This is a genomic window from Saccharospirillum sp. HFRX-2, assembly GCF_043196805.1.
Lineage (GTDB): Bacteria > Pseudomonadota > Gammaproteobacteria > Pseudomonadales > Natronospirillaceae > Saccharospirillum.
Genome location: NZ_JBEBMU010000004.1, coordinates 274,041 through 295,221, shown reverse-complemented (window position 1 = coordinate 295,221; position 21,181 = coordinate 274,041). Strand labels below are relative to the sequence as shown.

Below are 21,181 nucleotides of genomic sequence, written 5' to 3'. Positions count from 1 at the left end.
GCGAAAAACATTCACCGGAAAAAACGGGAGTCGATGTGAAATTGAATCGAATCAAGGCGCTGTATCCGAGTACCCGCCGGCTCGTCCTGGCTGCATTCTGTGCGCTGTCGCTGGTTGGAGCACCGGCGCTGGCCGCTGAAATTGCCCTGCTGGATCAGGAATACGTGCTGTTCAACAGTCAGGTGGCGCAACAGGCCAGTGCTGCGTTGAAGCAGGAATTTGCCGATGAAGAACAGCAGGTGCAGACCCTGGAACAGTCGATCCGACAGTTGCAGAGTCAGGCCCGCACCGATGCCGAAGTGATGACGGATGACGAGCGTTCGCGTTTGCAGTCAGACCTGCAAAACCGGCTGCGTGAACGTGAGCAACTGGTGCGCCAGCTGCAACAGGTTCAGAACGAGCGTCGCAGTGCTTTTATTCGTCAGTATCAGCCTGTGCTGGCTCAGGCGGTCGAAAGCGTGGTTGGCGATCAATACGACCTGATCCTGGATAAAGGTGCAGTGATTTACCATCGTAATTCGCTGGACATCACCGAAGCGGTGCTGGACGAGTTTAACAGTCTGGTGGCCGAACAAGGTGGCGCAAACTGATGCACAGTGCGCGGTCACTGGCGCAACTGCTGGGTGCCCAGCTGAGCGGCGATGAGGCGCTTTGGGATCAGCCGCTGTCGGGCCCGGCGCCACTCGATAAAGCCGGCCAGGGGCATTTGACCTTCTTGTCCTCAGCCAAATATCGGCGTCAGTTGTCGACCTGTGGTGCCACGGCGATTCTGCTGTCAGCATCGGTGCAGGCTGATGCGCCGGCCAGCGCTGCGGTATTGATCGTTGACGATCCTTATCGTGCTTATGCCCGGGCGTCGCGCGAATTTTCCCAGGAACCGGCGGCGTTTGACGGCGTTCATCCCAGCGCGGTTGTGGCGGACGATGTGCAATTGGGCGCGGGCGTCAGTATTGGCGCTCAGGCTGTCGTTGAAGCCGGTTGCCGGATCGCGGACGGCGCGGTGATTGGCGCCGGCTGTTATCTCGGCGCGGGCGTGGTCATCGGTCAACGGACGCGTTTAATGCCCCGGGTGACCGTGCATTATGGCGTGACCCTGGGCGCTGATTGCCGCATCCATTCCGGCACGGTGCTCGGTGGCGATGGGTTTGGTTTTGCCCCGGCGGCACCAGGCTGGGAGCGTATTGCTCAGCTTGGCAGCGTGGTCATTGGTGATCGTGTCGACATCGGTTCCAACTGCACCGTAGACCGTGGCGCTATTGATGACACCCGCATTGATGACGATGTGATCATCGATAATCTGGTGCAGATTGGTCATAACGTCCATCTGGGTCAGGGCGTGGCCATGGTCAGTCAGTCGGGTGTGGCTGGCAGCACCGAGGTCGGCGCGGGCTGTACCATCGGTGGTCAGACCGGCGTCAATGGTCATATCAAAGTACTGCCGGGAACCCACTTTACCGGTCAGTCGATGGTGACCAAAGCACCGACCGAACCGGGCGTCTATTCTTCTGGTTGGCCGCTGCAGCCCAATACCGAATGGCGGCGGACAGTGGTGCGTTTGCAGAAGCTCGATAAACTTGAACAACGCTTGAAAAAATTGGAACAACAGGCGGCATCGGCCGCCGATGAAGAGGACTCCGAATGACGCTGTCGTTACCCCTGGATCATGAGGCCATTAAAACCTACCTGCCGCACCGCTATCCCTTCCTGCTGGTTGATCGGGTGACGGACCTGGTCGCGGGCGAGAGCGCCCAGGGCTATAAGAATGTTTCGGGTAATGAGGAAGTATTTAACGGTCACTTTCCCGGTCAGGCCATTTTCCCTGGGGTGATGATTTGCGAAGCACTGGCGCAGTTGTCGGCGATATTGGGCTTTGCGACCAGTGGTAATCGTCCGGCCGATGGCTATTTGTATTTGTTTGCCGGCCTGGATAACGTCAAGTTTAAACGTCAGGTGGTACCGGGCGATCGGCTTGAGCTGCATTCTAAACTGGTCTCCCAGCGACGCGGCATCTTCCGCTTTGAGTGTCGCGCTGAAGTCGATGGCCAGTTGGCCGCCACCGCCGACATTGTCTGTGCAGAACGGAAGCAAAGCTCGTGATTCATCCTACTGCCATCATTGATCCATCGGCGCGCCTGGGTGAGGGCGTCGAGGTCGGTCCTTATTCGGTTATTGGCGCCGATGTTGAAATCGGTGCGGACACCTGGATTGGCCCGCATGTGGTGGTCCAGGGACCGACGGTAATCGGCCGTGGCAACCGCATTTTTCAGTTCGCCAGTGTCGGTGAAGCCTGTCAGGACCTGAAATACCAAGGTGAGCCGACTAAGCTGATCGTCGGTGACAACAACACCATTCGTGAAGGCGTGACGTTGCATCGCGGCACTGTTCAGGATCAGGGTGAAACCCGGGTCGGCAGCAACTGTTTGTTAATGGCCTACAGCCATGTGGCGCACGACGTCATTATGGGCGATCACGTCATCGTCGCTAACGGCACTCAGTTGGCCGGTCATGTGCATGTGGGTGATCACGCCATCCTGGGTGGTAACTGTGGTATTCATCAGTTTTGTCATATTGGCGCGCACGCCTTCCTGGGCGCCGGCACCACTCTGGTCAAAGACGTTCCCGCCTATTTGATGGTACAGGGTAATCCTGCTGCGCCTCACGGTATGAATCTGGAGGGCCTGCGCCGCCGCGGTTTCAGTGCGTCGGCGATCAGTGCCCTGCGCCGTGCTTATAAGACGGTGTATCGCGAAGGCCGGACGGTCAAAGATGCCTTGATGGTGCTTGAACCTCAGGCGGCCGAGCATCCGGAAATCCAACCTTTTATCGACAGCATAGCGACGGCGACCCGAGGCATTTTGCGTTGATGGCCACTGCGAACAAGCCGCCCAAGCTGCGTGTTGCGTTGCTGGCCGGTGAGGCCAGCGGTGATATTCTCGGCGCAGGCCTGATGAAAGCGCTGCGCAAACAGCATCCCAATATTGAATTTGCCGGTATCGGCGGTCCCCGTATGATCGCCGAAGGGCTGGACAGCCGTGTGCCGATGGAACGTTTGTCGGTTATGGGTCTGACTGAAGTGCTGGGCCGGTTGCGCGAACTGTTTCGCATCCGCGCCCGCTATCGGGACTGGTGTCTGCACTGGAAACCGGATGTCTTCGTCGGTATCGACGCGCCCGATTTTAACCTTGGTCTGGAGCGACAACTGCGTGAAGCCGGCATTCGCGCCGTTCATTATGTGTCGCCCTCAGTCTGGGCCTGGCGCCAGGGTCGGGTGAAGAAAATCCGTGCCTCAGTCGATCACATGCTGACGCTGTTCCCCTTTGAAGCTGATTTTTACCGCGAGCATGACGTTCCAGTGACCTTTGTTGGTCATACCCTGGCGGACAGTCTGCCGCTGGAGCCTGACCAAAAAGCGGCTCGTCAGACCCTGGGCATTCCCGAAGGCGAACGTTGTCTGGCGGTGTTGCCGGGCAGTCGCGGTTCCGAAGTCAGTCGTCTGGCGCCACTGTTTTTACAGGCGGCGACCGAATTACAACATCGCACCGGTCCCGTTCGGGTGCTGATTCCCGCAGCCAACGAGCATCGCCGCGAACAGATTGAAAAGGCGGTGTTGAGTCATGGCAATGGCCTGCATATCGATTTGATTGACGGTCAGTCCGATACCGTGATGGCCGCTGCCGATGGCGTGCTGCTGGCATCCGGCACCGCGGCCTTGGAAGCCATGCTGCTGAAACGGCCGATGGTGGTGGCTTACCGGCTGAATGTGATCACCCACCGTATCGTCCAAGCCCTGGCGACCAGTCGCTGGGCGTCCCTGCCCAACGTGCTGGCGCAGGCCGATTGGGTGCCGGAGCGATTGCAATACGACGCTACTGTTGAGCGGCTCTGTGAGGATCTGATCGAGATTCTCGATAACGCCGAATACCGCGCCCAATTCGAACAGCGCGCCACCTTTTTGCATCGTCAATTGGCGCGCAATGCCGATGAACGGGCTGCCGAAGCGGTACTGGCGGTGGCTGGTGCGGCGGCTGCGCAATGACGCAGGGCGGCTTTGCTTTCGAAGCCGGCATGCTGCGCGTCGCCGGTGTCGATGAGGTCGGCCGTGGTCCGCTGGCAGGCGATGTTGTTGCCGCCGCCGTTATTCTCGACCCTGAGCAACCCATCATCGGCCTGGCCGATTCGAAAAAATTAACCGCCAGGCGACGCCAAGCCCTGGCCGAACAGATTAAGGCTCAAGCTTTGGCCTGGTGTGTCGCCCGCGCCAGTGTGGCGGAAATCGACCAGTTAAACATTCTGCAAGCCAGCCTGTTGGCAATGCGCCGTGCGGTGGCGGGTCTGGCCGTGGTACCTGAATTTTGTCAGATCGATGGCAACCGTCTGCCCACCGGGTTGCCCTGTCCGGCGGAAGCCATTGTTGGCGGCGATGGCAAGGTTGAGGCCATCGGTGCAGCCTCGATTCTGGCTAAGGTGCAGCGTGATCAGGAACTGGTTGAACTGGACCGGCGCTTTCCTCAGTATGGCTTTGCCCGTCATAAAGGCTATCCGACCGCCGAGCATCTGGCGGCACTGGCTGAACACGGCGCAATCGATCAACACCGGCGCAGCTATGCGCCGGTACAGCGGGCCCTGGCACGCAGCAGCAACACTTAACACCGCTCATCATTGACACCATCTAACCATTGGAGAGCAACGTGGCTCCGCAATTTGTCCACCTTCGAGTACACACCGACTATTCGCTGATCGATGGACTGATCCGTCCCAAAGAACTGGTCAAGGCGACCGCAAGCGCCGGTATGGGCGCGGTGGCGATGACCGACATCAGCAACTTTTTCGGCCTGGTGAAGTTTTACGGCGCGGCTTTGGGTTCCGGTGTTAAACCCATCCTCGGTGCCGATCTGTGGATAGAAAACCCGGCCGATGAGCAGGCGCCGTTTTTGATGACGGTGCTGTCGGTCAATCCTGAAGGCTACCGTAACCTGACCGAGCTGATTTCGGCGGGTTATCAACAAAACCAGCTGCACGATATGGCTCAGGTCAAGATCGACTGGTTGCTGGAAAAGAACGCCGGTCTGGTGCTGCTCAGCGGCGCCCGTCATGGCGATGTGGGCGACGCCCTCAGCCGTGGCAAAGCCGATTATGCGCGTGAGTTGGCCGGTCGCTGGCTGCAGGCCTTTGGCGATCGCTACTACATGGAATTGCAACGCACCGGCCGCGACCAGGATGAAACCCTGGTCCAGGGCAGCCTGCTGGTGGCGCGTGAGCTGGGCATTCCGGTGGTGGCGACCAACGATGTGATGTTCCTGACCGAGGACGATTTCGACGCCCACGAAGCGCGCGTCAGCATCAACGATGGCGTGGTATTGGACGATCCGAAACGGCAGCGCCGTTATTCCGATCAGCAGTATCTGAAAAGCGCTGCCGAGATGGCTGCGTTGTTTAAGGACATCCCGGAAGCCATCGACAACTCAGTGCGCATCGCCGAGCGTTGCTCGACCACGGTCAAACTGGGTGAATACTTCCTGCCGGAATACCCGATTCCCGACGGTCTGACGATGGATGAGTACTTCCGTCAGCTCAGCTTCGACGGCCTGGAAAACCGCCTGAAAACCATCCTCCCCGACGGCACCGCCGACCGCGATGCGCGTAAGAAGGAATACACCGATCGGCTGGAATTTGAACTCGACATCATCATTCAGATGGGCTTCCCCGGCTACTTCCTGATCGTGATGGACTTTATCCGCTGGGCCAAAGAACACGACATTCCCGTAGGTCCGGGTCGGGGTTCGGGCGCGGGCTCGCTGGTCGCCTATTCGCTCGATATTACCGATCTGGACCCGATTGAATACGACCTGCTGTTCGAACGTTTCCTCAACCCGGAACGGGTGTCCATGCCCGACTTCGACGTCGACTTCTGCATGGAAAAACGCGACCGGGTGATTCAGTACGTGGCCGACCGTTACGGCCGTCAGGCGGTATCGCAGATCGTCACCTTCGGCACCATGGCCGCCAAAGCGGTGGTGCGCGACGTCGCCCGGGTGCAGGGCAAGGCTTATGGCCTGGCCGACCGCATTTCCAAGATGATTCCCGCCGACCCGGGCATGACGCTGCAAAAAGCGATCGATGAAGTGGCCGAACTGAAAGAATTTATCGCCGATGACGAAGAAGCCGGCGAAATCTGGGAGATGGCGCTCAAGCTCGAAGGCATCACCCGCCAGACCGGTAAGCACGCCGGTGGTGTGGTGATCGCCCCGACCAAGCTGACCGACTTTTCACCGCTGCTGTGTGAGCCGGACGGCACGGGTTTGGTGACCCAATACGACAAGAACGACGTCGAAGAAGCCGGCCTGGTCAAGTTCGACTTTCTGGGTTTGCGTACGCTCACCATCATCGATTGGGCGCTGAAAATCATCAATCCGCGTCTTGAGGCCGAAGGCAAAGCGCCGATCGACATTAACAGCATTCCACTGGCCGATGAAGAATCCTTCGATCTGCTCAAGCAGGCCAAGACCACCGCCGTCTTCCAGCTTGAATCGCGCGGCATGAAAGACCTGATCCGCCGCCTGCAACCGGACTGTCTGGACGACATGATCGCCCTGGTGGCTTTGTTCCGCCCCGGTCCGTTGCAGTCGGGCATGGTGGATAACTTTATCAACCGTAAGCACGGCCGCGAGGAAGTTTCCTACCCGGATCCGCAGTACCAGCATCAGTGGTTGAAGGAAATCCTGGCGCCGACCTACGGCATCATTCTGTATCAGGAACAGGTGATGCAGATCGCCCAGGTGCTGGCCGGCTATACCCTCGGCGGCGCTGACTTGCTGCGTCGTGCCATGGGTAAGAAAAAACCCGAAGAGATGGCCAAACAGCGCGAAATTTTCGCCAAGGGCGCGGCTGACAAAGGCGTCGATGCCGACCTGGCGACGAAAATTTTCGATCTGGTGGAAAAGTTCGCCGGCTACGGTTTCAACAAATCGCACTCCGCCGCTTATGCCTTGGTGTCTTACCAGACGCTGTGGCTGAAGGCGCATTACCCGGCGGCCTTTATGGCGGCGACGATGTCATCGGAATTGGACAACACCGACAAGGTGGTGATCTTTATCGAAGACTGCCGCCAGCTGGGCATCGATGTGTTGCCGCCAGACGTCAACGCCGGCGCCTATATGTTCACCGTCAATGACGACGACCAGATTATCTACGGCCTGGGCGCCATCAAGGGCGTTGGCGAAGGTCCGGTTGAAGCCATTGTCGCCGCGCGCGCCGAGGGTCCTTTTACTGACTTGTTCGATTTCTGCCAGCGCGTCGACAGCCGCAAGGTCAACAAACGCTGCATCGAAGCGCTGATCAAGGCGGGTGCTCTGGACAAGCTGGCGCCGCATCGCGCCATCATGCTCGAAGCCATGGAAGACGCCGTGCGCACCGCCGAGCAAGCAGCCAGCAATGAAGCGGCGGGTATGGTCGATATGTTCGGCGAAATCCAGGCGGAAGTGCAGGGCGATCCTTACGAGCCCTATAAAGATGTGCTGCAGCATTCCATCAAGCAGCGTCTGGCGGGCGAGAAAGATACTCTAGGCTTGTACCTGACCGGTCATCCCATTGACGAATACGAAGCCGAGGTGGATCGCATCGCGTCCATGCGTCTGGGTGAGCTGAACGTCTCACCCGATGAATTACGCCGTATGCGTAAAAGCACCAAAACCCTGGCCGGGTTGGTGCTCGGGGTGCGCACCCGTCAGACGCAGCGCGGCGATACCATGGCGATTGTGACGCTGGACGATCGCACCGGCCGGGTCGAGATGACGCTTTTTGGCGAGGATTATCAGCGTTATCGCGACCTGTTGCAGGCCGATGAAGTCATAATCGTGGAGGCGGAAGTCGGCTGGGACGACTACGCTGAACGGGCGAGAGTGAGGGCGCAGAAGCTGTACAGTCTGTCCCAGGCGCGTCAGGAATTGATTCGCGGTATCGAATTTACCGTCACCGAAGCGGAAACAGCCGACTTCCTGGCGCGACTGAAAAATCTGGTGCGCGCCGACCTGGACGAGGGGCAGGGCACGCCGGTTTGGGTCAATTACCAGTCGGGTGCGGCTTCAGGCCAGGTGCGACTGGGCGAGACGCACCGCATACCGCTGGAGGACGAGACCTTGCATCAGCTGCGCCAGACCTTCCGCAACGATGCTTATCAGTTCAGGTATCAGGATTAGTGACGGGAGACGCTTTGGGCGCTTCGCGCCAGGAGACGGGAGACGCAGGACGCAAAAAAACTAACACGGCGTCTTCCGTCTTCCGTCTCCCGTTAAGCGTCCAGCGGGCACGCAAAGCGCGCCCATTATTTCCATTTGCTCAAAGCTCAATAAGTATTGATGCTATTGCTCAATGAAAGGCGGCCTTTTAGGCTGTGCCGCCATGATTAATTCGACATCGGCTCATAAGGAACCGGTATGAATCCAGATTATTTGGAATTTGAGCAACCCATAGCGGATCTCATCGCTAAAATCGAAGAGCTGCGTTTGGTGGGTAACCGCAACGATCTCAACATTTCAGCGGAAATTGACAAGCTCAATGCCCAGTCGGTCAAGCTGACCGAACAGATTTTTTCCAACCTGAGTTCCTGGCAGGTTTCGCAGCTGGCGCGCCATCCCAAGCGTCCTTATACCCTCGATTATCTGAATGCGGTCTTTACCGACTTCGAAGAGCTGCACGGTGATCGGCACTACGCCGATGACGCAGCCATCGTTGGCGGTGTGGCGCGTTTGGAGAATCGTCCGGTGATGGTGATCGGCCATCAGAAAGGCCGTGACGTCAAAGAGAAGGTGCGCCGCAACTTCGGTATGCCCAAGCCGGAAGGCTATCGTAAGGCGCTGCGTCTGATGCAGATGGCTGAACGTTTCGGCATGCCGGTGCTGACCTTTATCGATACACCGGGGGCTTATCCGGGCATCGGCGCTGAAGAGCGCGGTCAGAGTGAGGCCATCGCCTACAACCTGTTGAAGATGTCATCGCTGCGGACACCGATTATCGCCACCGTTATCGGCGAAGGTGGTTCCGGTGGCGCTCTGGCGATTGGTGTGTGTGATCACCTGAACATGCTGCAATACAGCACTTATTCGGTGATTTCACCGGAAGGTTGCGCCTCTATTCTGTGGAAGACCGCAGAGCGTGCTTCCGATGCCGCCGAAGCCATGGGTATCACCGCGCCGCGCTTGAATGAGCTGGGTTTAGTTGACACCGTGGTTAAGGAACCCCTTGGTGGTGCCCATCGCAATCCGACGACAATGGCTGAATCGCTGAAAAATCAGTTGCTGACTCAGTTGGATGATCTGACTGGCCGCCCCCTGGATCAGTTGCTCGAGTCGCGCTATGAACGCCTGATGAGTTTTGGCGCCATCGAGCAGTAAAGCGCTCGAATTCAGCGGTCTTTTGACGCTATGCTAATGCCCTGTGTCCGGCTTACTCCGGCACAGGGCATTTTTATTTCGGGAGTCCCATGACCGCTGCCCACGCCTTTCCATTTCGCCACTATGATCCCATCGTGGGTGATGAGCTGGCGCTGTTGCTGAACCGACACCTCGAAGGTGATCGGGCGCTGGAAGGTGTGCCTGCCTATTTGTTTGATATCGTTTTGCTGGATGGCACCTTAGTGGGTCAGATTGATCTGCGCATTGGCCAGAGCCCGGCCCTGGTCACCTATGCCGGCCATGTTGGTTATGGCATCGATGCGCCCTTTCGTGGTCATGGTTATGCCTTTGAGGCCTGCCGTCTGTTGGCGCCGGTGGCGCTGGATCACGATATGACCGCTCTGTGGATCACCTGCAACCCCGATAACCAGGCGTCCATCCGCACCTGCGAACGACTGGGTGCGCGATTGGTCGAGCGCGTTAAGGTGCCACGCTGGTCCGAACTCTGGCGTCGGGGTGACCGCGAAAAACTGCGTTATTACTGGCCTTTGGGCCTCGCCCGCTGAACCATGCCCGAGTTCGAACTCTATGCCGATCTCGATGCCTGCATCGCTACCGCCGCCGCTCCGCACTGGGTGGCCTACAGCGGTGGACTTGACTCGACGGCGTTGCTGCATGCGCTCTGCGCGCGTCTGGGCGCTGAAAATGTACAGGCGATACACGTTCATCACGGTTTAAGCGCCCAGGCGGATCAGTGGGTTGAGCATTGCACCGCTCAATGCCAACAGTTGGGTGTGGCCCTGACCATCGCCCGGGCCGAGGTAACCAATACCGGCCAGGGTCTGGAAGCTGCGGCGCGCAGCGAACGCTATCGTCATTTCGATAGCGCGCTGGCCGGTGGCGGCACACTGTGGCTGGCGCATCATCTGGACGATCAACTGGAAACCTTCTTGCTACGCTTGCTGCGCGGCAGTGGCTTGAACGGCCTCGGTGCTATGGCGGCGCAGCGCGACCAGGCCGATTATCAATTATTGCGACCCTGGTTGGCGCGGCCGCGCGCGCAGCTGGAGGCGTACGCTGCACAACACCAACTGCGTTGGATCGACGATCCCAGCAATGTCGAAATCAATTTCGATCGCAATTATCTGCGGCAGCGGGTGATGCCACTGCTGGCCGAGCGCTGGCCGGGTTATCGCCAGACGGTGAATCGGTCCATCACACATCTGCAACAGGCCGCCAGCCAGTTACAGCGCGATCTGGATGCCGAGTTGGAACATCGTCTGGCGGCCGATGGTGCCTTCAAAGCGGTGGCGCTCGATGATTGGTCCGATGCCGATATTCTGGCGTTGCTGCATCGCTGGCTGGTCCGGCAGTCGGCGCCGCTGCCATCGGCCAGCGTCTTGCAGCGCTTGCTCGATGAAGTGGTGCGCGCCCGCGTCGACGCCCAGCCGCAGGTTGATTTTGGTGGCGGCTCGGTGCGTCGCTTTAAAACAGCGCTGTATTGGGTGCCAGACCCGATCGAACCACAGCCAGCACCGGTGTTTTCCGAAGGCGTACAGCATTGGTCGGGGGTGGGACAGTTGACCGTCAAAATGACCCTTCAGGGTCCGAACCGCTTGCGTCTGACGGACCAGCCGTTGCACTGGACGCTGCGTGAGGGCGGCGAACTGTTCTGGCCAGCCGGTCGCCATCAACGCCGCGATCTAAAGCGCCTGTTGCAGGAATACCGACTGGCGCCTTGGCTGCGTGATCGCTTGCCCTTGCTCTATGCCGGCGACCAACTGGTGGCGCTGGCTGGTTTGGCGGTCGAACAGGGTTTTCTCGCCGCAGAGGGTGAGCCGGGGTGGCAAATAAACTGGCAGCCGTCACTTTCTAATTGAGCGCCGAGGGGCTTTTTGTTAGTCTGGCCTCCCATCTTGAGTTGCCCATTCAAACCTTCGTTGTCGCGCCTAATTGACCCGCGTTTTGGTCGTCTGGCGTTTGTTTGCGTTGGGGTACGTTTGGGCCTGGCATTGGGCTGTTTTCAGATGGGATCTCTTCTATGACGCGTTATATTTTTGTCACCGGCGGTGTGGTGTCTTCCTTAGGTAAGGGCATTGCATCGGCTTCTCTGGCCGCCATCCTGGAGGCCAGAGGGCTGAAGGTGACGCTGCTCAAGCTCGATCCCTACATCAACGTCGACCCCGGCACCATGAGCCCCTTCCAGCACGGCGAAGTCTTCGTCACTGAAGACGGCGCTGAAACCGACTTGGATCTGGGCCATTACGAGCGCTTCGTGCGCACCACCATGACCCGCCGCAATAATTTCACCACTGGCCGTATCTACCAGGATGTACTGCGCAAAGAGCGTCGCGGTGACTATCTGGGTGGCACTGTTCAGGTGATTCCGCACATTACTGACGAAATCAAACGTCGGGTGATTGAAGGTGCTGGCGACGCCGATGTCGCTTTGGTCGAAGTCGGCGGTACCGTCGGTGATATTGAATCTTTGCCGTTTCTCGAAGCCGTACGTCAGCTCAAAGTGGAACTGGGCAGCCGTCGCGCGCTGTCGATGCACCTGACATTGGTGCCTTTCATTGCCACCGCTGGCGAAGTCAAAACCAAGCCGACGCAACACTCAGTGAAAGAACTGCGCACCATCGGCCTGCAACCGGACATTCTGGTATGTCGTTCCGAGCAGCCGGTTGGCAAGGCTGAGCTGCGCAAGATCGCCTTGTTCACCAACGTTGAAGAACGCGCCGTTATTTCCTTGCCCGATGCCGATTCTATCTACCGCATTCCCGGCATGCTGCATAAGTCCGGCCTCGATAACATCGTCGTGGAAAAATTTGCGCTCGAATGCGATGAGCCGGATTTGAGCGATTGGGAAGATGTCACCGATCGCAAGCTGAACCCGGATGGTGAAGTCACCATCGCCATGGTCGGCAAATATATGGAGCTGCTCGATGCCTATAAATCGCTGATCGAAGCCATCGATCACGCCGGCATCCGTTCGCGCACTAAGGTCAAAATCCGCTATATCGACTCCGAAGACATCGAGAAAGACGGCACCGATGTGCTGGCCGATGTGCAGGGCATCCTGGTGCCCGGTGGTTTCGGTTATCGCGGTGTTGAAGGCAAGATTGCTGCGGCGCGCTACGCCCGCGAGAACAAGATTCCCTACCTGGGCATTTGTCTGGGTATGCAGGTGGCGGTGATTGAGTACGCCCGTCATGTCGCCGGTTTTGAAGGCGCGCATTCGACTGAGTTTGATCGTCAGTCGCGGCACCCGGTGGTCGGTCTGGTCACCGAATGGATTGAAGCCGACGGCAAGAAGGTCGAGCGCGGCGAAACTTCAGATCTGGGTGGCACCATGCGCCTGGGCGGCCAGGAATGTCAGTTGATGGAAGACTCCATTTCCCGTCAGTGCTATGGCAAAGACCGCATCATCGAGCGTCACCGCCATCGTTATGAAGTGAATAACCATTATGTAGAAGACTTACAAAAAGCCGGTTTGCGCATCGCCGGTCGGTCGGTCGATGGCGCTCTGGTCGAGATCGTCGAAATCCCCGATCACCCTTGGTTCGTGGCCTGCCAATTCCACCCGGAATTTACCTCAACACCGCGTGATGGCCATGGTTTGTTCAGTGGTTTCATTGGCGCGGTCAGAGCCCATCGTGGCTGATCAGGGGTAGCATTCGACGGCCAACCGCCTATAATCCGGCCGTCGCATTTTGTAACAAAATTACATTTCAGGGCGCACTGCGCCCCTTCTTGGAACCGAGCCGCATCACGGCTCTGTTACGCTCAGGAGAGTCACAGATGGCTAAGATCGTTGATATCAAAGGACGGGAAGTGCTCGATTCCCGTGGCAACCCCACCGTCGAAGCCGACGTTATTCTGGAATCCGGCCTGATCGGTCGCGCCTGTGCGCCGTCCGGCGCTTCCACCGGTTCGCGCGAAGCCTTGGAACTGCGCGATGGCGATAAAAGCCGCTATCTGGGCAAAGGCGTATTGAAAGCCGTTGCGGCGGTCAATGGTCCGATCCGCGATGCCCTGCTGGGTTTCGATGCGCTGGATCAGACGGGTCTGGATAAAACCATGATCGATCTGGACGGTACCGAGAACAAATCCAATTTCGGCGCCAACGCCATTCTGGCGGTATCACTGGCGGCCGCCAAAGCTGCAGCGATGGACAAAGGCGTTGCGCTGTACGAACACATTGCCGATCTGAACGGCACCTCCGGCCAATACAGCCTGCCGGTCCCGATGATGAACATCCTCAACGGTGGCGAGCATGCCGACAACAACGTCGACATTCAGGAATTTATGATTCAGCCGGTTGGCGCCAAGTCTTTTAAAGAAGCGCTGCGCATCGGTGCGGAAATCTTCCATGCCCTGAAAAAAGTACTGAATGCCAAAGGCCTGAACACCGCTGTCGGTGACGAAGGTGGTTTTGCACCGAATCTGGAAAGCAATGCCGCTGCCTTGGCGGTGATTGAAGAAGCCGTGGCTGCCGCTGGCTACAAGCTGGGCACTGACATCACCTTGGCGATGGACTGCGCCGCCTCTGAATTCCACGACAACGGTCAGTACAACCTCAAAGGCGAAGGCAAGATCTTCGACTCCAACGGTTTCACCGACTACCTGGCCGAGTTGACCGAACAGTACCCCATCGTCTCCATCGAAGACGGTCTGGACGAAAGCGATTGGGACGGCTTTGCCTACATGACTCAGAAGCTGGGCAACAAAATCCAGCTGGTGGGCGACGACCTGTTCGTCACCAACACCAAGATCCTCAAAGAAGGCATCGACAAAGGCATCGCCAACTCTATCCTGATCAAGTTCAACCAGATCGGTTCGCTGACCGAAACGCTGGCGGCGATCAAGATGGCGAAAGATGCCGGTTACACCGCGGTGATTTCACACCGCTCCGGTGAAACCGAAGACGCTACCATCGCCGATTTGGCGGTGGGTACCGCTGCCGGCCAGATCAAAACCGGCTCGCTGTGCCGTTCCGACCGCGTTGCCAAGTACAACCAATTGTTGCGCATCGAAGAAGCGCTGGGCGACAAGGCGGTTTACAACGGTCTGAAGGAAATCAAAGGTCAGGGCTGAACCCTCTGACTGAACAACCTTAAGCGGGGGCCTGGTGCCCCCGCTGTTGTTTCGGCCCAAGGTGGTCAGCGCTGGAGCGTGGCACCCTGGGACGTTTTCGGTCAGAATGGCCGCAGTTTTGGACAGTGGATTGATCGCCATGCGTTGGCTGCAACTGGGATTGTTGTTCTTGTTGGTGGTGTTGCAATACCGCCTTTGGCTGGGGGAAAACTCCTGGCCGGAAGTGAGTCGGCTCGATACCGAGATTGCCACGCGCCAGGCGGAAATTGATCGCCAGCAAAGCCGCAACGAAGTGCTCGAAGCCCGTGTTGACGACCTGAAATCGGGTCTCGATGCGGTGGAAGAATTAGCGCGCAACAATCTGGGTTTGCTCAAACCCGGTGAAACCTTTTATGTCATTCCTGCCGAAGAGGCCGATCGGTGACGCCTCGCCTATGACGCTCCATTTGTTGTTGCCAGCCGCTGGTATCGGTCAGCGTTTCGGCCAGCCAACTCCCAAACAGTACTGTCAGATCGCCGGAAAGACCCTGGCCGAATGGACACTGGATCTGTGGCAGTCCATTGATATTGATGGCCGGCGCCTGCTTGTGCTGCGTGAGGATGATGTCATCGGTCAGCGCTTGACCGATCAAGATGCCACGCTGGAACGCGTCGTGGGTGGCGCGGAACGTGCCGATTCTGTTTTAGCAGGATTGAATGCCTTGGATGCCGGCCCAGACGATTGGGTGATGGTGCACGATATTGCCCGACCCTGCGTCAGCGCTACGGATATCAAGCGGCTCTGGCAACATTGCCAACGCACCGGCCATGGCGCTCTTTTGGCCAAGCCGCTGACTGACACCATTAAGCGCCAGCAGGGCGATCAGGTGACCAGTCTGGATCGTCGCCAACTCTGGGCGGCAATGACGCCCCAGTGTTTTCCGGTCATTGCGCTGCGCGATGCTTTAAAAGCGGCTCTTGCTGCAGGCGCTACCATTACCGACGAAGCCTCAGCGCTGGAACGACTGGGTGCGCCGGTCGATCTGGTCGAAGGCTCGGCGGATAACATCAAACTGACCCGCGCCGAAGATCTGGCGCTGGTCGAATTCTATTTACGACAACAAGGGCGCTTGTCATGAGAGTCGGACAGGGCGTGGACGTTCATCGCTTTGATGAGCAATCCGCAGCCACCCATATTCGCCTTGGTGGCATTGATGTGCCGGCGCCGCATGCCTTGCTGGCGCATTCTGATGGCGATGTTCTGTTGCACGCCATCTGCGATGCATTACTCGGTGCCGCCGGCCTGGGCGACATCGGTGAGCATTTCCCCGATACCGATCCAACCTGGGCCGGCGCTGACAGCCGTGCGCTGCTGAAAGAAGTCGATAACGCTGTCAGGCAACGCGGCTGGCAACTGGTCAACCTCGATGTCACCTTAATTGCCCAGACGCCACGGGTCGGCGATTACAAGAGCGCCATCCGCGCCAGCATTGCTCAGGTGCTGAATGTCGATCTGGAGCGAATTAACGTCAAAGCGACCACCACCGAGAAACTCGGTTTTGTCGGTCGCAAAGAAGGCGTCGCCGCCGAGGCCATCTGTCTACTGGAGCCCGCTTCATGAGTTTGCCGTTGTGGCCGCGCGCCTGGGGTGAACCCTTGGGGCAAGGCCGGCTGAAAGCGCAGCCTGTCGATTTTCAGGTAACCGAAGTATTGCCGGAAACACCGTCTGGTGACGGTGAGCATCTGTGGCTGACCATCGAAAAGACCGGCCAGAATACCGCTTGGCTGGCGCGGCAACTGGCGCGCTGGGCTGACCTGCCTCCCAGAGCGGTCAGTTACGCTGGCCTTAAAGATCGCCACGCGGTGACTACCCAGACTTTTTCGTTGCATTTGCCCGGTCAGGCCGATCCCAATCAACCGCTGTTGATCGATGGCGTGCGCATCATCGAGAAGCAGCGTCATCATCGAAAACTCAAGACCGGTCAGTTGGTGGGTAACGAATTTCGCGTTCGCCTGCGCGATTTCAGCGGCGATGCCGAGGCCGTTGCCGAGCGCTGGCAGCTGCTGGTCGAGCAGGGCTTTCCTAACTATTTCGGCCCGCAACGTTTTGGTGAGGGTGGGGCCAACCTTGAGCGCGCACGCGACTGGTTTTCCGGTGGTAAGCCACCCAGGCGCGAACTGCGTGGCATCCATCTGTCTGCGGTGCGGTCTTATTTATTCAATGAATTACTGGCGCGCCGCGTCGCCGATGGCACTTGGAATCAGTGGCTGCCTGGGGACTATCTGCAGTTTCGCGAAGGCCAGGGCGGTTTTGTCTGTTTGCAGGCTGAAGAGCATGATCTTGAACGGGTGAAGCAGGGCCAGTTATCACCCACGGCCAGTATGCCCGGCCGGGTTAAAGAGTCCTTGGGGCCGTTGGACGAACGCGAAACTCAGGCGCTGGCTGATGAATCCTTTTGGCTCGATGGTCTGATTAAACGCGATATAGAACGCGGTTTGCGCAAGCTGCGTGTATACGCCGAGCGCGGTGTTCTGAGCTGGCAGGACGGCGATCCTATTTTTACTTTTTTCCTGCCAGCGGGCAGTTACGCCACCACCGCCTTACGCGAAGTGGCGACTTGGAATGCAGACGATGAACGCGACTAGCAACACCTTTGGCGCAGGAGTGCGCTGACCATGAACCTCAGAGGCATTGGCATGACGTCGGAGCGGACCCGACGGCGACTGATCGAACGGCTGTTCGAGAAAGGCATTCGTGACCCTAAAGTGCTGGAGTGCTTTAACCAGGTGCCGCGCCATATCTTTGTCGATGAAGCCCTCGGTCATAAGGCCTACGAAGATACCGCCGTGCCAATTGGTTACGCTCAAACCCTGTCGCAACCCTATATAGTGGCGCGCATGACCGAACTGGTGTTGTCGGCGCGTCATCATGAGCGGGTGTTGGAAATCGGAACCGGTTCGGGCTTTCAGACGGCGGTGCTGTGTCAGGTGGTCGAGGAAGTCTTCTCGGTCGAACGTATTGCGCCCTTGCAGCAAAAAGCCCGTCAGCGACTGCGGCAGCTGAAAATCTATAACGCCCGGCTGAAATTGGACGACGGCTTTCTGGGTTGGCCCGACCAGGGCCCCTTCGATGTCATCATCGGCACGGCCGCTCCGGAAACACCGCCGCAGGAGTTAATCAACCAACTGGTTCCCGATGGCGGCCGGCTGATTCTGCCACTGGGCAGTGATGTTCAATATCTGACGGTGATCGAACGCGAAGGCGACGATATTCACACCCATCAGATCGAGCCGGTGCGTTTCGTACCGATGTTAAACGGCGTACAGAGAGAGCTATGAAACAGCAATTGCAGTGGTTCGCCAAAGGTGCCGTGATGGGCATTGCCGATGCGGTACCGGGGGTGTCTGGCGGCACCATGGCATTGATTACCGGCATCTACGAGCGGTTGATCGCTGCGCTGGCGGCCTTGCGAATCGATACCGCTCGCCAGGCGCTGAGCGGTGACTGGGCCGGCGCCTGGCAGCGTCTGGATGGTAACTTTCTGCTCAGCCTGGGGCTGGGGATTCTGCTCAGTCTCTTTACCACGCTCAGCCTGATGCACACCTTGCTGGAGCAGGCGCCACAGTTGGTCTGGGCGTTTTTCGCGGGGTTGATACTGGCATCCCTGCTGGTGCTGATGCGCCGTCATCGCTGGCAACCCATCGATGCTTTGTTGATGGCGCTAGGGACTTCTATTGCCGTTGGGATTGCGCTGTCGACCTCATTAGAGTTGACGCCAACGCCCTTCTGGCTGGTGGTGGGGGGCGCCTTGGCGATATCGGCCATGCTGCTGCCGGGTATATCGGGCAGCTTTATCCTCTTGTTGCTGGGTATTTATCCGGCGGTTGTGCAGGCCGTCAGTGAAGCTGATTTGGTTACCATTGCCTGGGTGGCGCTGGGTTGCCTGATCGGATTGCTGGCATTCAGTCGTCTGTTGAACGCCTTGCTGGCGCGATGGCATGACCGGGTGCTGGGTTTTATGCTCGGCTTCGTGCTCGGAGCCCTGATCAAAGTCTGGCCCTGGCAGGCCGGTGGCGATTGGTTAACTCCCCAGGCTTATCAGTTATTGACCGGCCAATCGGCTTGGCTGGGTGGCTGCCTGGCGATGGCGTTGCTCGGTGCACTCGGGGTTGTTTTACTGACCTTTAAGAGTCGCCGCTGAATTTGTCAATTTTAAAAGCGGATTGACTGCACAAATTTCGATTGGCCCCTAAAGGTTCTTAGATTAAATTTTCCTAATAAACGTTTTGTATGCTGGCTTTGAGAATAATACGGTGTTATGAACGGTGTTGGGTGGGCCTCGACCGGAGATAGAAGCGGAGATTAACGACTTGAGTGGAAACTGTCGAAAGGCGTCAAAATTTATGACAGTTGCCTGTTTCGGACTGCTGCTAAACGCCTGTGTGAACAACTCGGCCTACCGTTCTCTTGACGGCGATTCTTTGCCGTTCACAAGCCGTAACAATACCAATTCTGCCAGCGCCAGCATCGATCGTCCCGATCGCTACCGGGTGCGTTCAGGCGATACCCTGTTTTCCATCGCATTCCGCTATGGGCTTGATTATCGCAAGCTTGCCCGCGCAAATGACATTGATTCCAGCTATACCATCTTCGCCGGTCAAATGCTGGAATTGCGGGAGTCTGGGGGCTCTGGTAGTGCCAGTACTAGTACCAATTCGAGCCGTACAGCCTCTGGAGGTAGTGGCTCATCTGCTTCGGTTACAAACGATAACAGTCAAAATTCCGGCGTCAACGCATCCACGTCCGCATCCGCTGCAGCGCCCAATATTCAATGGGTCTGGCCACATGACGGCACTATAGTGCGAACATTTAATGCTAATGTATCCGATCGAAAAGGCGTTGATATCAGGGGGCAGTTTGGAGATTCTGTCAAAGCCGCCGCCGAGGGGTCAGTTGTCTACGCAGGCAATGGACTACCCGGCTATGGCAACCTGATCATTCTCGAACACAGCAACGCCTTGTTGAGTGCTTACGCCTTCAACCAGGAACTGCTGGTCTCTGAACAAGATCAGGTGCGCAAAGGGCAGGAGATTGCCCGGATGGGCAGGCAGGGAGATCAACCTGGCCTGCACTTCGAGATAAGGCGGGAAGGCAAACCGGTGAACCCCGAGCAGTATTTACCACGGAGGTAGCTGGTTTAAGTCTGGCCTAGGTCGGTCGATAGAACCGACATACGACGCACAGGTGAATGACTATGGCAGCACTCAGGGAACACGATTCCGCTGTGGCGGATGACCAGTTCAAGCAGTACCAGGACCTGCTCGATTCTTCGAGCTTTGATGAAAACCTGGCTTCTCTAAAAGAAGACCCTGATGCCCGGCAACTCGACGAGGACGTCGACAGCGATGCTGAGGAATCGGAATTCCGTGATGCGCTAAGCAGTAATGCTGGATTGCAGCGCTCGCTGGACGCTACCCAGATGTACCTGAATGAGATCGGCTTCTCTCCGCTGTTAAGCCCGGAAGAGGAAGTCTATTTCGCACGCCTGGCTCGTAAAGGTGAGCCGGCCGGCCGCAAACGCATGATTGAAAGTAACCTGCGTTTGGTGGTCAAGATTGCGCGCCGCTATCTGAACCGCGGTCTGACGCTGCTCGATCTGATCGAAGAAGGCAACCTGGGCTTGATCCGGGCGGTCGAGAAGTTCGATCCAGAGCGCGGCTTCCGTTTTTCCACCTATGCTACCTGGTGGATTCGGCAGACTATTGAGCGCGCCATCATGAATCAGACGCGGACCATCCGTTTGCCGATTCATGTCGTTAAAGAATTGAATGTTTATCTGCGTGCGGCCCGTGAACTGACTCAGAAGCTGGATCACGAGCCGACCGCAGAAGATATCGCCGAACTGCTCGAGCGTCCGGTGGAAGATGTGAAACGCATGCTGGCGCTGAATGAACGCGTGACCTCGGTGGATACGCCGATTGGTCCGAGTTCTGAAAAAAGCCTGCTCGACACCATCGCTGATGAAAAATCAGCCGATCCGTCGGAGACGCTGCAGGAAGACAACATGCGTTCCAGCATCGATGGCTGGCTGGATGAGTTGTCTGAAAAACAGCGTGAAGTCGTGGCCCGACGCTTTGGTCTGCGTGGTTATGAAACCAGCACGCTGGAAGAAGTCGGTCGTGAGATTGGTCTGACGCGTGAACGGGTGCGCCAGATTCAGGTTGAAGCGCTGCGTCGTCTGCGCGATATCATGGAAAAGCAAGGGTTGTCGGCTACCGCCTTGTTTGGTGCCTGATTTAACCACTCGCCAATAAAAAAAGAGCGCCTCTGGCGCTCTTTTTTTATCTGCAAATTCTGGGCTGGAAAAGCTCTCAGCGTTCCAGCGCTGCTAGTTTGCCCGGCTGGCCGTCGGCTTCAGCAGCACCTGGCAATGGATCTTTGCGTTCGTTGATATTGGGCCAGACTTCCGACAGCTCGGCGTTGAGCTCGATAAACTCAATCTGATTGGCAGGCACTTCGTCTTCAGAAACGATGGCTTCAGCCGGGCATTCGGGCTCACACAGCGCGCAGTCGATGCACTCGTCCGGATGAATGACCAGGAAGTTCGGGCCTTCGTAAAAGCAATCCACCGGGCAGACTTCAACACAATCGGTGTACTTGCACTTAATGCAGTTCTCGATGACAACAAAGGCCATGCAACGACTCTCCCCAATCG

At 57.7% G+C, this 21,181-nt stretch carries 21 protein-coding genes; 20 read left to right on the top strand and 1 reads right to left on the bottom strand.

Going from position 1 to position 21,181, the window contains the following annotated elements; genetic code table 11:
- The first annotated feature begins 35 nt into the window (after nt 1–35).
- From ABMA60_RS11495 to rpoS, 20 genes are all read left to right on the top strand, one after another.
- Complete coding sequence (locus ABMA60_RS11495) at nt 36–590, top strand: OmpH family outer membrane protein (RefSeq protein ID WP_392803062.1); 555 nt, start codon at nt 36–38, stop codon at nt 588–590.
- Nucleotides 590–1,642, top strand: a complete 1,053-nt coding sequence (gene lpxD / locus ABMA60_RS11490) for a UDP-3-O-(3-hydroxymyristoyl)glucosamine N-acyltransferase (protein ID WP_392803060.1) — start codon at nt 590–592, stop codon at nt 1,640–1,642. The genes ABMA60_RS11495 and lpxD overlap by 1 nt, the downstream gene beginning before the upstream one ends.
- Nucleotides 1,639–2,097: a 3-hydroxyacyl-ACP dehydratase FabZ gene (fabZ, locus tag ABMA60_RS11485; RefSeq protein WP_392803057.1), complete on the top strand. Its 459-nt coding sequence runs from the start codon at nt 1,639–1,641 to the stop codon at nt 2,095–2,097. The genes lpxD and fabZ overlap by 4 nt, the downstream gene beginning before the upstream one ends.
- Nucleotides 2,094–2,864: an acyl-ACP--UDP-N-acetylglucosamine O-acyltransferase gene (gene lpxA, locus ABMA60_RS11480; protein ID WP_392803054.1), complete on the top strand. Its 771-nt coding sequence runs from the start codon at nt 2,094–2,096 to the stop codon at nt 2,862–2,864. The genes fabZ and lpxA overlap by 4 nt, the downstream gene beginning before the upstream one ends.
- Nucleotides 2,864–4,036 (top strand): lipid-A-disaccharide synthase, encoded by a 1,173-nt coding sequence (gene lpxB, locus ABMA60_RS11475; protein ID WP_392803051.1) that lies wholly within the window; start codon nt 2,864–2,866, stop codon nt 4,034–4,036. Before lpxA ends, lpxB begins: the two co-directional genes overlap by 1 nt.
- Complete coding sequence (gene rnhB / locus ABMA60_RS11470; protein ID WP_392803048.1) at nt 4,033–4,647, top strand: ribonuclease HII; 615 nt, start codon at nt 4,033–4,035, stop codon at nt 4,645–4,647. Before lpxB ends, rnhB begins: the two co-directional genes overlap by 4 nt.
- Nucleotides 4,648–4,688: 41 nt before the next feature.
- Nucleotides 4,689–8,195, top strand: coding sequence for a DNA polymerase III subunit alpha (gene dnaE / locus ABMA60_RS11465; RefSeq protein WP_392803045.1), 3,507 nt, complete (start codon nt 4,689–4,691; stop codon nt 8,193–8,195).
- Between the two features lie 237 nt (nt 8,196–8,432).
- Nucleotides 8,433–9,389 (top strand): acetyl-CoA carboxylase carboxyl transferase subunit alpha, encoded by a 957-nt coding sequence (gene accA, locus ABMA60_RS11460; RefSeq protein ID WP_392803043.1) that lies wholly within the window; start codon nt 8,433–8,435, stop codon nt 9,387–9,389.
- An 89-nt stretch (nt 9,390–9,478) separates the two neighbouring features.
- Nucleotides 9,479–9,955 (top strand): GNAT family N-acetyltransferase, encoded by a 477-nt coding sequence (locus tag ABMA60_RS11455; RefSeq protein ID WP_392803040.1) that lies wholly within the window; start codon nt 9,479–9,481, stop codon nt 9,953–9,955.
- A gap of 3 nt (nt 9,956–9,958) precedes the next feature.
- On the top strand, nt 9,959–11,269 hold the full coding sequence (tilS, locus tag ABMA60_RS11450) for a tRNA lysidine(34) synthetase TilS (RefSeq protein ID WP_392803037.1): 1,311 nt from the start codon (nt 9,959–9,961) through the stop codon (nt 11,267–11,269).
- Between the two features lie 161 nt (nt 11,270–11,430).
- Nucleotides 11,431–13,053 carry a CTP synthase gene (locus ABMA60_RS11445; protein WP_392803034.1) on the top strand — a complete coding sequence of 541 codons (1,623 nt, stop codon included), beginning with the start codon at nt 11,431–11,433 and terminating at the stop codon, nt 13,051–13,053.
- A gap of 137 nt (nt 13,054–13,190) precedes the next feature.
- Entirely contained in the window at nt 13,191–14,486 is a 1,296-nt protein-coding gene (eno, locus tag ABMA60_RS11440; protein WP_392803031.1) for a phosphopyruvate hydratase, read from the top strand.
- A 106-nt stretch (nt 14,487–14,592) separates the two neighbouring features.
- Nucleotides 14,593–14,910 carry a cell division protein FtsB gene (gene ftsB, locus ABMA60_RS11435; protein ID WP_392803028.1) on the top strand — a complete coding sequence of 106 codons (318 nt, stop codon included), beginning with the start codon at nt 14,593–14,595 and terminating at the stop codon, nt 14,908–14,910.
- 10 nt (nt 14,911–14,920) lie between these two features.
- On the top strand, nt 14,921–15,604 hold the full coding sequence (gene ispD / locus ABMA60_RS11430; protein ID WP_392803025.1) for a 2-C-methyl-D-erythritol 4-phosphate cytidylyltransferase: 684 nt from the start codon (nt 14,921–14,923) through the stop codon (nt 15,602–15,604).
- Entirely contained in the window at nt 15,601–16,086 is a 486-nt protein-coding gene (ispF, locus tag ABMA60_RS11425) for a 2-C-methyl-D-erythritol 2,4-cyclodiphosphate synthase (protein WP_392803022.1), read from the top strand. Before ispD ends, ispF begins: the two co-directional genes overlap by 4 nt.
- Nucleotides 16,083–17,111: a tRNA pseudouridine(13) synthase TruD gene (truD, locus tag ABMA60_RS11420; RefSeq protein WP_392803020.1), complete on the top strand. Its 1,029-nt coding sequence runs from the start codon at nt 16,083–16,085 to the stop codon at nt 17,109–17,111. Before ispF ends, truD begins: the two co-directional genes overlap by 4 nt.
- 30 nt (nt 17,112–17,141) lie before the next feature.
- Nucleotides 17,142–17,804 carry a protein-L-isoaspartate(D-aspartate) O-methyltransferase gene (locus tag ABMA60_RS11415; RefSeq protein ID WP_392803017.1) on the top strand — a complete coding sequence of 221 codons (663 nt, stop codon included), beginning with the start codon at nt 17,142–17,144 and terminating at the stop codon, nt 17,802–17,804.
- Nucleotides 17,801–18,667: a DUF368 domain-containing protein gene (locus ABMA60_RS11410; protein ID WP_392803014.1), complete on the top strand. Its 867-nt coding sequence runs from the start codon at nt 17,801–17,803 to the stop codon at nt 18,665–18,667. The genes ABMA60_RS11415 and ABMA60_RS11410 overlap by 4 nt, the downstream gene beginning before the upstream one ends.
- A gap of 202 nt (nt 18,668–18,869) precedes the next feature.
- Complete coding sequence (locus tag ABMA60_RS11405; protein WP_392803012.1) at nt 18,870–19,658, top strand: peptidoglycan DD-metalloendopeptidase family protein; 789 nt, start codon at nt 18,870–18,872, stop codon at nt 19,656–19,658.
- 62 nt (nt 19,659–19,720) lie between these two features.
- Nucleotides 19,721–20,761, top strand: a complete 1,041-nt coding sequence (rpoS, locus tag ABMA60_RS11400; RefSeq protein ID WP_392803009.1) for an RNA polymerase sigma factor RpoS — start codon at nt 19,721–19,723, stop codon at nt 20,759–20,761.
- Nucleotides 20,762–20,837: 76 nt separating this feature from the next.
- Here the strand turns inward: rpoS and fdxA are convergent, their stop codons facing one another.
- Nucleotides 20,838–21,161 carry a ferredoxin FdxA gene (fdxA, locus tag ABMA60_RS11395; RefSeq protein WP_392803007.1) on the bottom strand — a complete coding sequence of 108 codons (324 nt, stop codon included), beginning with the start codon at nt 21,159–21,161 and terminating at the stop codon, nt 20,838–20,840.
- Nucleotides 21,162–21,181: the final 20 nt, after the last annotated feature.